Below are 15,591 nucleotides of genomic sequence, written 5' to 3'. Positions count from 1 at the left end.
TTATGGTAAGAATCGGAAATGGATATGATGTGCATCGGCTGGTGGAAGGGCGAAAGCTTATTCTCGGGGGTGTCGAAATTGAACACACACTGGGGTTGGATGGGCATTCCGATGCCGACGCTTTGCTCCACGCGATCTGCGATGCCTTGCTCGGTGCCTGTGGTGCGGGGGACCTGGGTCACCATTTTCCCGATACCAGCTCCGAATTCAAAGACATCTCCAGTCTGATTTTACTCGGGCGGGTTGGCAGCACGTTGAAAGAACGCGGTTTTCGCCTGGGCAATCTGGACGCGACCATTGTGGCGCAAAAACCAAAGCTCGCGCCCCACATCACGGCAATGCGACAGAACATCGCCTCCACCCTCTCGGTTCCCATCCATCAGGTCAACATTAAAGCGACCACCACGGAAAAGCTCGGTTTCGCCGGACGCGAAGAAGGCATCGCAGCCTACGCCGTTGCCCTCATCGAAAGCACCGATACGTTTTAGTTTTTTTCCAGACTTCCCTCCTTACACCCCATTTCATTTAAAGTGTTGCATACGACCCGGGCAACCAGGTTTGTTCCAGCTCGGTTCCAGTGGGTGTCGTCTGTCCAGAAAGTCAGTCTCCCATTTTGTTTAAATAGTTGTCGGGTGCCCTCAATCAATTGTGGAGTGAGGTTGGTCGCTGGAATGTTCAATTGCCTCGTCAATTTTTGAAGCGCTTGCCATGGCGCATTGGGTATGGGTTTCCCGGGGGTGTCGAACAACGGTTGCAGGACGCGGTATTTGATCGGGATAAAAAATACATGGGCAATGGAACCGTTCACCCTTTTTAATTCTTCCTCCACCCAGAGGGGGAAAGTGTATTGTTCACTTTGCGCGGCTTCCAGATACCGTTTGTAAAAACCGATTGGCCGGCCTCCGATGGAATGGACGACGACCCTGTTTTTGGGTTTCACTTTATTTTTTATTGAAGCGTACAGGATATAAGTCAGGCGGTACAGATCGGTATTGCGGAAAAAATTTTTATAGGCACCGAAAAAACGTTTCCATCCTTTTTTGATTTTTGAAAGCCCTTCCACCCGCACCTTTTCCCTTTCAAGAAAATCGTTGCCTTCGAAAACAAACAACAGGAATTTTGCATCCCTGTTTTTTTGTTTCCTGAATTTTTCAATATTGGCGACATAATCGGGAATCGCCCCGGGCCAGCCCAGATTGTAAATGGAAACACCACGCCGCTTTAACTGTGAAGCCAGCAAGTCAGGTTGAGAGTTGCCGTTGCCAGCGATAAAGGAGTCGCCGACCAGTACCCAGCGCGGGTTTTCAGGGACCGGACTCTCATTCCTGAATCCAAGATCATCTGTCTGGAACAGGATATGGCGGGGTTGGGTTTCGAGTTCCTGTTCCGGTCCGGCCATGCGCTTCAAGTCACCGAAGGGCTGTTCCATTTCAAGCCGTGAGTTCCGTTTGTAAATAGAACGTCCCTCCGCATCACGTGTTTCCATACGGGAATGCGCATCCGGGTACAGCATATCGTCCAGCCCCAGCCGGGGTACTGCGGCGAGCAAAGTTCCCGTTAGGACCGTGAACGTAAGAGCCAGAATGCTGAAATTGATCCAGCCGGTTTTGCGGTAGAGAAAAACAGATCCAACGACAAGCGCAATCCATAACCCATCGCGCACGAAACCATAAAACCAGAACGCGTTCAGCAACAAAAAAAATGAGAGGGTGACGGCAACAAACTTCAAGGCAGGTGGGCGAGGTTCAGCGGTCATGGCAGTGCCATCTTACCATGCCCGATTTGCCTGACAGGGGGATTCAAAAAACTTTCGATATCTGTGTTGGATCTCCCGAATTGGCTAGTAACGGTCCGGGTTGGCGTTGTAGCAGGCGAGGGCTTCTTCGTAATCTTCCTGGGTGTCGATTTCGAAGCAGCCGTTTTCATCGAGAGGGTAAACGCATAGTGGAGTTTTGTCGGCAATCTCGGAAAATAAAATTTCCCACAGGGTTGGTTCGTAATGCGCTTCCTGTTCATCGTAAGCTTTGATTATGGTGTCGACCGCATGGGGGGTCAGGGTGAAGAACCCGATAGCTTCTCCCGAGAATTTGTAGCCTGATTTTTCCTGGTCGGTCAGTGCACGTTTGGTGATGATGGCAGCAATCGACTCATCGTTGTTCAGCAGGACCTTGGCACACTCGACATCGTTGATATCGACCGGTACAACTGCGAAGCAGGAACCGGTAGCTTTATCCAGAAACCCCCCAAGCACCTCGCGTGGGTACAGCAGATCCCCATCCATCACCAGAACGTCCCCCTGCATACCGCGCAACCCCATCACCATCGACAGGGTGTTGCCTGTGGTCCGGTACACGTCATTGTCGATAAACTCGATGGGCATGGTGAGGTCCATTTTCGCCACAGCATCTTTTATGGCACCCTTGTTATAGCCGACGACCAGCACGGTTTTTTCGATACCCGCATTTTGCAGGGTCTTGAGGTGTTTGTTTAGCAGGGATTCACCGCCAAAATCCAGGAAGACTTTATGCGGCAGGTCTTCGCGCGAGAGGCGCGAGCCATAACCGGCGAGTAGGATGAGTGCGTTCAAGGGTCGATTGGGTTAAAAGGTTGGTCGAAGAAAAACCCGGACCTTGCGGTCAGCTAACTTAAAACAAATTTAGCGGACTATTATGTTCCCTCTTTTAAAGAGGGACGCGAAGCAGGGTGATTTGAAGTTTTTGGAAAAATATTCTTGGATTTCTAAATTCCCTACGCTGAAGGGTCTTCAGCGGTTTGTGAAGTGAAGGCCCAGTCAGGTCAAGGCTCCGTTAGTTCTCTTTGGTGAACGCCCAGAAATCGGACATGCGTTTCCCTGCAAGATAACGCTTGTACTTAAGCAGGGTGTCGAGACCATCGGCGGTGCGTTCGATGTTACTCGGCTCGTCCGGGAAATCTCCCCAGCCCTTGTCGTTTTTCACTTCAATCAGCCAGCGGATTCCGCGTTCGATGGCATCCTGGTATTTATCTCGCTGCTTGAACGAATCGCTTACCAGTACCAGGTTGCGTAACGCATCCATGGTGTGGTCCGTGTTTTCATTGTCCCAGGATCCGTTTTCAGCTTGTTCCCCCAGAAGACCTTCCGCTGCGTCCAGGCAGGACTGTTCGGCAAAATCAATCTTATCCATGAAATAGGCTGGAATCAACGTGTATTGCATGAGGTGCGCCGTGGTTTCGATTCCGGACGGATGAAACTTGTTGTCTTTCCAAAGGCCGGAATCGCGGTGCTGCGACATGATGTATTCGAAACCGCGCACCCGCGCTTTATTGACGCGCTCGTCGCCCAGCTTGTCGTTCATCACCTGCCAGATGGTTAGAAAATAGGTGACCGAGCAGGTGGTGTCGAGATTGGACCATTCGTCGTCAAACCAGTGGCCGTCCTCTTTTTGCCAGCTCAGGACAGATTCCAGGCAGTGGTCAACAGCCCCGGCGATGGCAGCGTCTTTAAGAATCCCGTTGCCGCGCGCCAGTTTCAGCGCCACAAAAGCGGTGACCCAGATCGAGGTTTTGTCCGAGTCTGAAACTTTCGACCAGCCACCATCCGGGTTTTGAACTTTCAGGCACTCGCGGAATTCCTGTCCCATTTCGTTTGTGTTGTCGAGATGCAGGATGCAGCGCAGGATGTGTTCAAGCACTTCGAGGTCGACGGGTTTGCCTTCGAGCAGACTCCACTCAGCGCGGTTATCCTGAATGTAGTTCCATTCGTTTTCAATCAGTGAGTCCAGGTCTTCTTTTACATTTGTTGTCATGCGTTCTCTTCTCGATCAGGGTTGTTGGGTGTGAAAAAAAATTATTAGGTTTGTTTTTGGGATCAGGACCCGGCAGCGGCTAAACGGATTGCCGGGAAACCCTGGGCTTGTGGTTCGGTCTTTTTGGTTCCGGGTTCCAGTTTTCGGGAAAATTTCTTGCTGACCCAGCCAGATTTTCCAGGTGCGTACTCGATTTTAAACCAGCCTTTATTTTCCTCAACATAAGAACGCATCTGCCCATGTTTAAGGCCAGTAAGCACGGGACTTTTGGTGTTTGGCTCGGCTCGGACTCTTAAAGAGGAATCAGGATTATCAAGAGTAATGACCACCTGATACTTTTTAGGAGCCCTGGCTTCCGGTTCTTTGATTGGGGCGGGCTCAATTTCGGTCAGCTCACTGGGTTCTTCATCGGGTGCTTGTTGTCCTTTTTCCGGTTCAACCTCTGCAGGTACCTGGGCAACAGGTTCGGGCATGGTTCCCTGCTTAACCTCGCCCACGGCCTCTTCTTCCATAACCGGGGATTCTTCTATTGAAGTTCTATCCGCTTCAGGGGTCGCGGGTGGTTCCTCCATCACCGGCTCTTCCGCAATCACCGGTTGAGATGCTGATACATCTTCTTCGCTGATATCCACGGAATCGAAACTATCTTCCTCCGGAATACTCTCAAGGACACCGCTGTTGTCCACTTGTTCGCGGTCTTCAAAGGACTGGATGAGAGAGGATTGCCGGTCCTGGAGGACAGCCAGTTTTTTTCGAGCCTTTTCAGCGTTTATGCCGGTCGGGTATTGTTTAAGGTACCAACGGTATTTTTCGACAGTGTTCGCGTTCTGGACCTGTTCGTAAATCCTGTCTTCCAGCTCCTCGACCATGAACTGGACTTTCTGGAAATCTTCCGGTTTGGAAATCTCCTGTAACCTTTGTAGATGCCGAATGGCCCGCTCATATTCCCTGTTTTCTTTTAGAAGGGCGACTTGAAACTGAAGGGACCGCGACAGATTTCTTAGAACGATGTCATTTTTAGGTGCCAGTTTCCAGGCGGTTTCCAGTTCATTGATCGATTCCGAAAGGCGATCTTCGGCATAAAAAACCATACCGAGGTTATTGTGGCCCTGGACCGAATCCGGTTCAGCATTCAGGAACTGTTTCCACAGACTGATGGCCTTCCGATATTTTCCTTTTTCCTGGGCTTCAAAGGCATCTTCGAACAACGCCTTGCTGGCTCTTGTGACCGCAGGTGCCGGGGCCTTGAAGACTCTTTGCGGGACGGAGGCACAACCGCCAAGTATCGACAGAATAAGGGTAAAAACGAGCCCGAGTTTTGTGGTGTATGGGATTTTCATAACAGAAAGGATACCGAAAATTTTGCAAAGGTCAATATGTCTTGACAGTGGATCATTTTAAAGTAAGCTAGCTCCAAAGCCAACTGGGGGTGTTCTACGCGAACTGAGAGTCTTGGCAGACGACCCTTTGAACCTGATCTGGTTAATACCAGCGAAGGAAAGTGGCGCAATTTTAATGCGTGTACCCTCACTTGGCCGTATCCCTACCTAATGGGAGAACGGCCATTTTTGTTTTTTCGGGAGAACCGGGGCATGCAATTGACGGTAAATGGCGAGCTTCGGGATGTGGCTTCGGATAATGTCAGCGCCCTTCTAAAAGAGCTTGATATCTCTGGAACGCATGTCGCTGTGGCGGTAAACCTGCAGGTTATTCCACGGTCCGGACACGAATCGACCAAACTCAGCGAAGGTGACAAGGTGGAAATCGTCCACGCTGTCGGTGGAGGATGACCCTTTATTCATCATCTTATTCGATAATATATCCATTAATTTTCCGGTGACATTTAATCAGGCCGGGAATCCTTAATTTAACGACACAGGTTTTACATAATTATGGAATCTAAAAGCAAACCGTTTCGCGAAATCAAGCCCCTGAAAGTGGGGCCGAAGGAATTCAATTCCCGCCTCATCGTTGGAACGGGCAAATACGAAACCTTCGAACAGAACAAGCAAGCGCTGGAAACCTCTGGTGCGGAAATGATCACCGTTGCGGTACGTCGCATTGAGCTGGATAAATCCAAGGACTCTATCCTCAATTTTATCGACCCTGAAAAATACACACTGTTGCCCAACACCGCCGGTTGCTACACCGTCAAGGAAGCGGTGATGACAGCCAAGCTGGCTCGTGAAGCGGGCCTCGGCGATTTCATCAAGATCGAAGTCATTGGCGATGAAAAAACCCTGTTCCCGGATAACGAAGGCACTTTTGAAGCCGCAAAAATCCTGGTCGAAGATGGTTTTCACGTCATGCCCTATTGTGGCGACGATGTGGTGCTGGCCAAAAAACTGGAAGACATCGGGTGCTGCGCCGTTATGCCACTGGCCGCACCGATCGGGTCCGGGCTGGGTATTCGAAATCCATATAACATCCGGCTGATTCTGGAAGCGGTCAATGTTCCGGTGATTGTCGATGCCGGAGTCGGAACAGCATCGGATGCAGCCAAGGCCATGGAGCTGGGGGTCGATGGGTTGCTCATGAACACGGCCATCGCCTGTGCTGATGATCCGCTGAAAATGGCGGAGGCCATGCGGCTTGGAGTCGAGGCCGGCAGACTGGCCTATGAAGCCGGACGCATCCCGAAAAAACTTTATGCGTCTGCCTCCAGTCCCATTGACGGCCTGATCGATATTTAGATACTCGGCGCACAGCCAACTGGGAAAAGTGCTTTGAGGTCAGGTAGTCCACTGAGGTTGTCGAAGTGGGGCGACCGAACGGCCTGAGGTGATTTTAATGGGTGACAATCAAATGAGCACCCGCTTGATTAGAGGATCAGCCGAGGTGCAATCCGACTGGCTGAAGATGTTGCTCATTTCGGACACCAGCCTGTTTCCAGATGAAAAAGTTCTGGAAGCGTTTGAGCAGGCTTTGGAAGGGGGTGTCCGGGACATCCAGTTGCGGGAGAAAAACCTTTCCCTCGACAAACTGTTTTCGCTGGCACTCGTTTTAAGACAGATGACTGAGCGTTACGAAGCACGGCTCATCATTAATGATCGGCTCGACATTGCATTGATGGTGGATGCGGATGGGGTGCACCTTCCGGAAGCGGGGCTTCCCGCAAATGAAGTGAAGGCGCGGTATCCCCATTTGCTGGTAGGGGTTTCCTGTCATTCGTTGGAGTCAGCAAAACAGGCGCAGAAAAACGGCGCGGACTACATCACGTTCAGTCCGGTTTTTGACACGCCGTCCAAACAGCAGTATGGCCCACCCCAGGGCCTTGAAAAACTGAAAGAAGTTTCCCAGACGGTGTCGATTCCCGTTCTGGCCCTTGGTGGTATTGACTTAAACAATCTGCCTGATGTGCAGCGGAACGGAGCGCATGGGATTGCTCTCATTCGCGGCATCTGGGCAAGTGACACGATAAAAAAGAAGACACAAAAATTCATGGAAGCGTTCAAAGGAGAACCATTATGAATATGCCCAATCGGCCTTCACCAACTTTTGGCGATAATAAAGTAAAAATCACGACCGATCCAATTTCACCCAACTCGACCAAGATTTACGAGAATGGAATAATCCATAAAGATTTGCGGGTTCCTTTTCGTGAGGTGTCCCAGGCGCCAACCCAGGTGACCGAAAAAAATGGTGAAGTCCGGATGGAAGTGAATGAGCCGGTTCGCATTTATGACACTTCAGGACCCTACACTGATCCGAATGTGACGATTGATGTGCGCAAGGGACTTGAACCCATTCGCCAGCCCTGGATTCTGGGACGCGGAGATGTGGAAACCTATGCCGGTCGTGCTGTCAAGCCAGAGGATAATGGATACCGAAACCATGATCAGATGGGAAGCCTGGAACGTTTCGACCGGTCCGAAAAGCTGATCTACCGGGCGAAACCGGGCGGGAATGTTTCTCAGATGCATTATGCAAAAAAGGGCATGATCACTCCGGAAATGGAATACATCGCGATTCGTGAAACGCAGAAGCGGATATCCCTTTTCGAAGATGCGGAACGCGAAGCCCGGTTGAAAGGCAACAGCTTCGGAGCACACCTTCCGGAAGTCATCACACCGGAATTTGTACGCGACGAAGTTGCTCGCGGTCGGGCCATAATCCCGGCCAACATCAATCATCCCGAAACCGAGCCGATGATTATCGGGCGCAACTTCCTGGTCAAGATCAACGCCAACATTGGCAACTCAGCGATTTCTTCAAGCATTGAAGAAGAAGTCGAAAAAATGGTCTGGGCCATCCGTTGGGGTTCCGACACGGTTATGGACTTGTCGACCGGAAAAAACATACACGAAACCCGTGAATGGATTATTCGTAATTCTCCGGTCCCCATCGGAACCGTTCCAATTTACCAGGCACTGGAGAAGGTTGATGGCAAACCGGAGGAACTGACCTGGGAAATTTTCCGCGACACGATCATTGAACAGTGTGAACAGGGTGTTGACTATTTCACCGTTCATGCCGGCGTTCTTCTGCGTTATGTTCCGCATACCGCCAAGCGGGTCACGGGTATTGTTTCGCGTGGTGGATCCATCATGGCCAAATGGTGCCTGGCCCACCATCAGGAAAATTTTCTTTACACCAACTTTGAGGAACTTTGCGAAATTTTAAAAGCCTATGATGTCAGTTTCTCGCTTGGTGATGGACTTCGTCCCGGTTCTTCTGCCGATGCTAACGACGCAGCCCAGTTCGGTGAGCTGGAAACTCTCGGTGAATTGACCAAGAAAGCGTGGAAACACGAAGTGCAGACCATGATTGAAGGTCCGGGTCATGTGCCGATGCACCTCATTAAAGAGAATATGGAAAAGCAGCTGAAGGAATGCGACGAAGCTCCCTTCTATACACTGGGACCACTGACCACGGATATCGCGCCGGGCTACGATCATTTCACCAGCGGTATCGGGGCCGCCATGATCGGCTGGTACGGTTGCGCCATGCTGTGTTACGTCACTCCAAAGGAGCATCTGGGTTTGCCTGATCGTGAAGACGTGAAGCAGGGGGTTATCACCTACAAGATTTCTGCTCACGCGGCGGACGTGGCCAAGGGGCATCCGGGCGCACGGGTGCGCGATGATGCTTTGTCGAAAGCACGTTATGAATTCCGCTGGGAAGACCAGTTCAACCTGTCACTCGATCCTGAGACCGCGCTCAAGTTTCACGATCAGACGCTTCCAGCTGAGGGACACAAGCAGGCGCATTTTTGTTCAATGTGTGGCCCGCAGTTCTGCTCAATGAAAATCACACAGGATGTTCGTGATTACGCGGCAGAGCATGGTATGGAAGACCTCGACGCGATCAAGGCGGGGATGGACGAAATGTCCGATACCTTCAAAGCCAAGGGCCTCGAAATCGACCACACCACTTGACGGTGGGATGGAGGCAGACCGCCTTGCGGCGGAGTGGATTGCTGAAACTGTATTGAGTATTTGAGCCCACGACTGAGGGGTTTTTGCTTTTGCGCTGTCACCCGGAGCCTGTTCGAAGGAAAGGGTGGCCGTGTGTTTCTCCCTTGTAAAGGGGTAAGACGAAGCAAGGGGGATTAGGAGCTTCGTCCTCTCGAAAATAAATAGACCATTGAATGGCGGGCCCGTCTCGGCCTATAATCACCGTTTCACCTGATTTAGAAGGAAGACCCATGGCCGAAAACGGCGATTTTCGATTTATCAAGGCCTGTCGTGGTGAGGCGGTAGATCACACCCCGATTTGGTTTATGCGGCAGGCTGGCCGCTACATGAAGGTTTACCGCGACCTGAAGGAGAAATACACCTTCCTCGAGTTGTGCCACAATCCGGAACTGGCGTGCGAGGTCACCCTGCAGCCACTGGATGTTCTCGGTGTGGATGCCGCCATTATTTTTGCAGACATTCTCCTTCCCCTGGAGCCGATGGGCACCGGGCTTGAATTCAATGTCGGTGACGGCCCCAGTATTCCCCGTCCTGTACGCACCCATAAGGATGTCGAGAACCTCAAGCCGGTTGATGCTGTGGGTCAACTGGGGTTTGTTGGCGATGCGATCCGGATGGTGTTGTCAGAGATCGGATCCAGTCTTCCGTTGATCGGTTTCTGCGGCGCTCCGTTCACTCTGTGCAGCTATATGATCGAGGGCGGCAAGTCCAAGGAATACACCATCACCAAACGCATGATGTATGAAGCTCCAGAAACCTGGGAATTGTTGATGGATAAGGTTTGCCAGGTGTTGATTGATTACCTCAAGATGCAGATTGCTGCGGGCGCAAAAGCCGTGCAGGTGTTCGACTCCTGGGTGGGTTGTATGAGTCCGCACGATTATCGCAAGTATATTCTTCCATATACAAGGCGTGTGATTGCGGGCGCGCAGGAAACCGGAGTGCCCGTGATCAACTTCAGTACCGGTACCTCATCCATTTTGCCTCTGGTGAAAGAAACCGGCGGCGATGTATTCAGTTTTGACTGGCGCATTGACCTGGACAAAGCCTGGGAAACTTTGGGGTTCGATACTCCTATTCAGGGAAACCTCGATCCCAATATTTTATTCGCCCCGATTCCGTTTATAAAAGAGCGCGTACTTGAAATCATGCGACAGGCGGGTGGGCGGCCCGGTCATATATTCAATCTCGGACACGGCATCCTGCAACACACGCCTGTCGACCACGTGAAGGCCGTGGTCGAAATGGTGCACGAGTATAAACATGAGTGAAACTAAAATAACGAACACGGCCGTTATCCTGCTGGGTCATGGCGCACCGGAGGATGTAAAACATATTCCGGAATATCTCAAAAACATCCGCGGCGGCAAGGTGTCGTCTCCGGAAGTGGTTGCGGAGGTGACCGAACGTTACGAGATCATCGGTGGCTCTTCTCCTTTTCGCAAATTGACCCAGGAGCAGGCCGAGGCCCTGGAAGTGTTTCTCAATCAGGGCGGTGATGAGTTCAAGGTTTACTATGCCATGCGCGTGTGGAAGCCGTTTATCAAGGACGTGGTCAAGCAGGCCATGGATGACGGTGCCGAGCGTATCATTGCGATCTGTCTGGCTCCTCAATACAGTGAATGGAGTACCGAACGCTATTGGCGTTCATTTAAAGAAGCGTTGAAAGATGTCCCTGGCCATATCCCGATTCATTTCATCACCAGTTGGGCCGGAGACCCCAGCCTGATCGATGCATTTGAAGAACGTTACCAGGCAGCAGTCGAGGAAATGAAAGCGGATGGTATCGAGGAATTCCACACGGTGTTTACGGTTCATTCTATTCCTGAAGGTCCACGTGGCAAGGAAGATCCCTATGTTCATGACTACAACCGGACCATGGACGGGTTGATTGAAAGAGTGAATCCCAGTCCGTGGTATCAGGCCTTCCAGAGTCAGGGGATGATCCCCGTGCCCTGGCTGGAGCCATCAGTTGAACAGATAATCGATGAAATTGCTGAGGCCGGGGGCAAGTCCGTGCTGATCGTTCCGGTCGGGTTTGTTTGCGATCATGTGGAAATTCTCTACGACATCGATATCGCGTTTAAGCAATATGCAGAAGACAAAGGCCTCAAGTTGTACCGCACCGAATCGCTGAACAGTTCTCCAGGATTGATCGAAGCTCTTGGAGCGGCTGTCTGGGAGCGTCTGATTTAATTTTCAGGCATTCCTTCCCCTTTTATTTTCTTTTCCCACCCTTTCTGTGAATCCCATGGCGTTATCTGACGAATTGAATCCACGGCAACTTGAAGCCGTCACCACAACGGAAGGTCCCTTATTGGTAGTGGCCGGAGCCGGGTCCGGCAAAACCCGTGCGATCACTTACCGGATTTTGCATCTCATCAGGGACAAGCAGGTTTCTCCGGAAAATATTCTGGCGATCACTTTCACCAACAAGGCTGCACGGGAGATGCGTGAACGCGTATTTCAACAGCTGGATAGCAACGAGGCGGCTCCCTGGGTCAGCACCTTCCATTCCCTTTGCCTGAAGCTTTTGCGCCGGCACATCAGTGAGCTTGGGTATTCCAATGAGTTTGTAATTTTTGATGCGCAGGATCAGTTGGCATTGATCAAAAAATGCATGAAAGAGGGTCAGGTTAATTCAGAAGCGTTTCCTCCGAAATCCCTGCTTGGAAAGATCAGCGAATTCAAAAATGATTTTAAAATGCCAGAGGAGCTGGACCCTGAAACCTTTTCCTATGGCCCGGCATTAAAAGCGGTGCAGATATATCCCCGTTATCAGAAGGCGCTCAAGGAACACAACGCGCTGGACTTTGATGATCTGCTGGTGCTGACCGTGAGGTTGCTACGGCAGTCAGACCAGATACGGGAGTACTATAACGAACGTTTTAAATATTTACTGGTCGACGAATTTCAGGACACGAACCTCACCCAATACAGGTTGATCCAGCTCCTCAGTCAGCGTTACCACAATGTTTGTGTGGTGGGGGATGATGATCAGAGTATCTACAGTTGGCGTGGAGCCCGGATCGAGAACATCCTGAGGTTCGAACGCGAGTTTGAAGGTGCCCGCGTCATCAAGCTGGAACAGAACTACCGCTCCACCCAGACGATTTTGAAAGTTGCAGGTGCGGTGGTTCGTGAAAATGAAAACCGGAAAGACAAGACCCTTTGGACAGAAAATGAAGAAGGGGAACCGGTGATTTATTTCCGGGCAGAGGACGAGGTGGATGAGGCCCGAATTGCAGCGGAGCGGCTCAACCAGTGGAACCAGGAGGATGGAATATCTTTTGACGATGCCGCAGTGCTTTACCGCACCAACGCTCAATCGCGTGCGATGGAAGATCACTTGCGTCACCTCGGAATGCCCTACAGGGTGGTCGGTGGGCAAAAATTTTATGAAAGAAAAGAGATTAAGGATGTGCTGGCTTATATGAAAGTCATTCTTAATCCTGCTGACTCGGTTTCCTTGAAGCGCATTCTCAATGTCCCGACACGGGGAATCGGAAAGACCAGCGTTGAAAAAGTTGAAGATTGGTGCCAGCAGAACAACGCGACCCTGGCTCAGGGACTGCGTGAGGCCACCCAGGGTGGATTGGTGGGTAGTGGTCCGGGACGCAAGATTGAACAGTTTTTGAATCTTCTGGATCAACTGAGCCGGGTTTATCAGGATGGATCGGCTCTCGACTTTCTCCAGGATACGATGGAAAAGAGTGGTTACCTCGCCATGCTGGAAAAAGAAAACACGATTGAAAGCCGGGGACGGGTTGAAAATCTCAATGAGCTGTATAACGCGGTTGAGGCGTTTGTTGAAACGGAACGGCGGGGCACCCTGCTGGATTTTCTGGATTCAGCCACCCTGGTTTCGGATCAGGATCTGATCGACGAAAGCCGTGGGGTTATTCACCTGATGACCTTGCACACATGCAAGGGCCTTGAATTCGATGCTGTGGTGATCCTCGGTGTCGAAAACGGGCTTCTGCCCCATACCAGTTCCATGTCCGACAATACCAGTTATGAAGAAGAACGCCGCTTGTGCTATGTGGGACTCACACGTGCAAGAAAAAAACTGATGGTCACCAACACGCGGCATCGCAGAATGCATGGCAGCACCTTTCATTACCAACCATCGGATTTTTTACTGGCGATTCCACCAGAGCTGCTCCAAAAAGAAATGTCTGAACAAAGAGCGCCTTTGCATGACAGGTATGGTGGGAAATCTCAATGGCAGGACAACAGGGCAGGTCGTCAGGACGAAGTGCCTGCTATGAAGTCTTCAGGAGGAAAGCAGGCGAGTGGTGAGTTCGCGGTAGGCACGCGGGTCCTGCATCCAAAGTTTGGTCAGGGAGTCGTGGTTATGAAAGAGGGAGAGGAGGAGGATTTACGCGTGACCGTATTCTTTAAAAGCGAGGGAAAGAAAAAACTGGTTGCACGAAAAGCCAAGCTTATCATGTTGTAGTGTTTCAAAAATCTTCTTAAATATTTTGGCGAATTGCCAATACAGAACTTTATCAGCAAGAATCGGAAAAAAATGATTTTGCCTTCCCCCTTAAGAAGGGGGAATAATTTTGTTATATTGATGATTACACACATCTTTTGTTTACAGAATCAAAGTTTGCTGTGGGTGCCATCACAAAACGGGGCATTTCCTGTATTTCCACAGTCGCAGATCGCCAAACGACGTGCTTCTTCACAATTGTATTGAAACGGTTGTTTTCCGGTATTTTTGGTTTCGTGGGAACCATCACAGTATGGTTTATTTCCCGATTCCCCACAGGTACAATAGTATTTAGTTCCGGGGGTTTCTTCTACATAGTGCGGACTATTTTTATACGGCATTGAATCCTCCTCAAAAACCACTTTTTGGTTAGAGACCTTGTGGTCAGCTAACGGTATGTTTCCTTAAAGTGAAAAACCATTTGAGTATGCGTTGCGCATATCCAAATGATTAATCCGGAAACAATATATCAAATTTTATGGAATCACTATCAAAATAGTGAAGACCTTTATTAGGGTGAGTGGAAATTGAATATTCTGGTGACAGGAGCAACAGGTTTTATTGGTCGTGAGGTCTTGCTTCATTTGGCGAAAGCCGGACACAAGATCACTGTTCTGACACGTGATCCTAAAACGGCTCCGGTGAAAGTACCAGTCAATTGCCGGTTTTTCCAGTGGGACTCATCTCTTCTTCAGCCACCCGAAGAAGCGTTTGAAGGGATCGATGGGGTGGTTCATCTTGCTGGTGAAAATATCATCGGTCGTTGGACTAAATCTCGCAAAACCGAAATCAAACGATCCCGTGTTTTGTCGACCCACCATTTGGTCGAAGCATTCAAAAAACTCGAAAAAAAACCGGAAGTCTTTATCTGTGCCTCCGGTATAGGTATTTATGGCGATCGCCAGGCCGTGGAACTGGATGACACGGCTTCCGTGGGCGATGGTTTTCTTTCAGAACTGTGCCAGGCCTGGGAAGAGGAGGCCCTGAAGGCAGAGACGCTGGGGATTCGAACTGTCCCGTTTAGGATAGGTGTGGTCCTTGGAAGAAGAGGTGGCGCTTTTAAAATGATGTCCCCCCCTTTCAGGCTGGGACTGGGAGGGCGGATTGCGGATGGTGAACAATGGATGAGCTGGATCCATGTGACCGATCTGGCTCGGATGGTCGTCCATGTTCTCGATCAGAAAACCGTGAGTGGTCCTGTAAATGCCGTATCGAGTCAGCCCATTCAAAATGGGAAATTCAGCAAATTGTTAGGGAAGGTCTTGAAGCGACCTGCGTTTATACCGGTCCCTCGTTTCGTTGTAAAACTTGTTTTAGGAGAAGCTTCCAGCGTGGTGTTGGGAAGCCTCAAGGTATTGCCCAGGAAAATTGAACAATCGGGATTCCAGTTTAACTTCCCCGACCCGGAGTCGGCCCTGGGAGACCTTTGCCAGGAGGTGACCCAGGAATTTCGCATGGAAATGTGGGTTCCCTGGTCTCAGGAGAAGGTATTCAATTTTTTCTCGGATGCAGGCAACCTGGAGCGAATTACCCCTCCGCATCTTTCGTTCAATGTGTTGCGGCACAGTACACCGGAAATGACGGAGGGAACTCGAATTAACTATCGACTTAAGCTTCATGGTTTCCCAATTTGCTGGCAATCTCTCATCACAGACTGGCGTCCTCCGGAAAGATTTTCGGATTTTCAGGTAGTGGGGCCCTACTGGATGTGGTACCACACCCACGAGTTTGTGGAAAAGGATGGTGGCACACTTATCATTGATCGCGCTACTTACCGCGTTCCTTTCTGGGTGTTCGGTGATGTCCTGGGTGCGGGTTTTATCAAAAAAGATCTGGAAAAAATATTTCTTTACCGGCGCGAAATTATTGCTGAAATGATGAAGGCGTGATT

At 50.5% G+C, this 15,591-nt stretch carries 14 protein-coding genes and 1 riboswitch; of the genes, 9 read left to right on the top strand and 5 right to left on the bottom strand.

Annotated elements, in window-relative coordinates; all coding sequences use genetic code 11:
- The first annotated feature begins 2 nt into the window (after positions 1-2).
- The gene (locus G3M70_04210; GenBank protein QPJ61133.1) at positions 3-488 is read left to right on the top strand and encodes a 2-C-methyl-D-erythritol 2,4-cyclodiphosphate synthase; all 486 of its coding nucleotides are present in this window, start codon (positions 3-5) and stop codon (positions 486-488) included.
- On the opposite strand, the gene G3M70_04205 is transcribed toward G3M70_04210, so the two are convergent.
- The 4 genes from G3M70_04205 to G3M70_04190 form a co-directional block, all read right to left on the bottom strand.
- Complete coding sequence (locus tag G3M70_04205) at positions 485-1,756, bottom strand: hypothetical protein (protein QPJ61132.1); 1,272 nt, start codon at positions 1,754-1,756, stop codon at positions 485-487. The two genes, G3M70_04210 and G3M70_04205, sit on opposite strands and share 4 nt — an antisense overlap.
- 84 nt (positions 1,757-1,840) lie before the next feature.
- The gene (locus G3M70_04200; GenBank protein ID QPJ61131.1) at positions 1,841-2,587 is read right to left on the bottom strand and encodes an NTP transferase domain-containing protein; all 747 of its coding nucleotides are present in this window, start codon (positions 2,585-2,587) and stop codon (positions 1,841-1,843) included.
- 220 nt (positions 2,588-2,807) lie between these two features.
- Complete coding sequence (locus tag G3M70_04195) at positions 2,808-3,785, bottom strand: terpene cyclase/mutase family protein (GenBank protein ID QPJ61130.1); 978 nt, start codon at positions 3,783-3,785, stop codon at positions 2,808-2,810.
- 62 nt (positions 3,786-3,847) lie between these two features.
- Positions 3,848-5,125, bottom strand: a complete 1,278-nt coding sequence (locus G3M70_04190; GenBank protein ID QPJ61129.1) for an SH3 domain-containing protein — start codon at positions 5,123-5,125, stop codon at positions 3,848-3,850.
- Positions 5,126-5,200: 75 nt separating this feature from the next.
- Positions 5,201-5,302, top strand: a riboswitch (TPP riboswitch).
- Between the two features lie 75 nt (positions 5,303-5,377).
- On the opposite strand from G3M70_04190, the gene thiS reads away from it, so the two are divergent.
- The 7 genes from thiS (at position 5,378) to G3M70_04155 (ending at position 13,661) form a co-directional block, all read left to right on the top strand.
- Entirely contained in the window at positions 5,378-5,575 is a 198-nt protein-coding gene (gene thiS / locus G3M70_04185; protein QPJ61128.1) for a sulfur carrier protein ThiS, read from the top strand.
- Positions 5,576-5,677: 102 nt separating this feature from the next.
- Positions 5,678-6,478: a thiazole synthase gene (locus G3M70_04180; protein ID QPJ61127.1), complete on the top strand. Its 801-nt coding sequence runs from the start codon at positions 5,678-5,680 to the stop codon at positions 6,476-6,478.
- 97 nt (positions 6,479-6,575) lie between these two features.
- On the top strand, positions 6,576-7,256 hold the full coding sequence (gene thiE / locus G3M70_04175; GenBank protein QPJ61126.1) for a thiamine phosphate synthase: 681 nt from the start codon (positions 6,576-6,578) through the stop codon (positions 7,254-7,256).
- Between the two features lie 2 nt (positions 7,257-7,258).
- Positions 7,259-9,163: a phosphomethylpyrimidine synthase ThiC gene (gene thiC, locus G3M70_04170; protein QPJ63706.1), complete on the top strand. Its 1,905-nt coding sequence runs from the start codon at positions 7,259-7,261 to the stop codon at positions 9,161-9,163.
- Positions 9,164-9,432: 269 nt separating this feature from the next.
- A complete protein-coding gene (gene hemE / locus G3M70_04165; protein QPJ61125.1) occupies positions 9,433-10,473 on the top strand; it encodes a uroporphyrinogen decarboxylase in 1,041 nt (346 codons plus the stop codon).
- The gene (hemH, locus tag G3M70_04160; protein ID QPJ61124.1) at positions 10,466-11,398 is read left to right on the top strand and encodes a ferrochelatase; all 933 of its coding nucleotides are present in this window, start codon (positions 10,466-10,468) and stop codon (positions 11,396-11,398) included. The genes hemE and hemH overlap by 8 nt, the downstream gene beginning before the upstream one ends.
- Positions 11,399-11,453: 55 nt before the next feature.
- Positions 11,454-13,661, top strand: a complete 2,208-nt coding sequence (locus tag G3M70_04155; protein QPJ61123.1) for a UvrD-helicase domain-containing protein — start codon at positions 11,454-11,456, stop codon at positions 13,659-13,661.
- A gap of 149 nt (positions 13,662-13,810) precedes the next feature.
- On the opposite strand, the gene G3M70_04150 is transcribed toward G3M70_04155, so the two are convergent.
- Positions 13,811-14,041, bottom strand: coding sequence for a CDGSH iron-sulfur domain-containing protein (locus tag G3M70_04150; protein QPJ61122.1), 231 nt, complete (start codon positions 14,039-14,041; stop codon positions 13,811-13,813).
- Positions 14,042-14,227: 186 nt separating this feature from the next.
- Here G3M70_04150 and G3M70_04145 point away from each other — a divergent pair, with 186 nt between their 5' ends.
- Positions 14,228-15,589: a TIGR01777 family protein gene (locus G3M70_04145; GenBank protein ID QPJ61121.1), complete on the top strand. Its 1,362-nt coding sequence runs from the start codon at positions 14,228-14,230 to the stop codon at positions 15,587-15,589.
- The last annotated feature ends 2 nt before the right edge of the window (positions 15,590-15,591 follow it).

The sequence above is a fragment of the Candidatus Nitronauta litoralis genome, assembly GCA_015698285.1.
GTDB classification, from domain to species: domain Bacteria; phylum Nitrospinota; class Nitrospinia; order Nitrospinales; family Nitrospinaceae; genus Nitronauta; species Nitronauta litoralis.
Note: the sequence above shows the minus strand (reverse complement) of the source record. Positions and strands in the feature narration are given on the sequence as shown.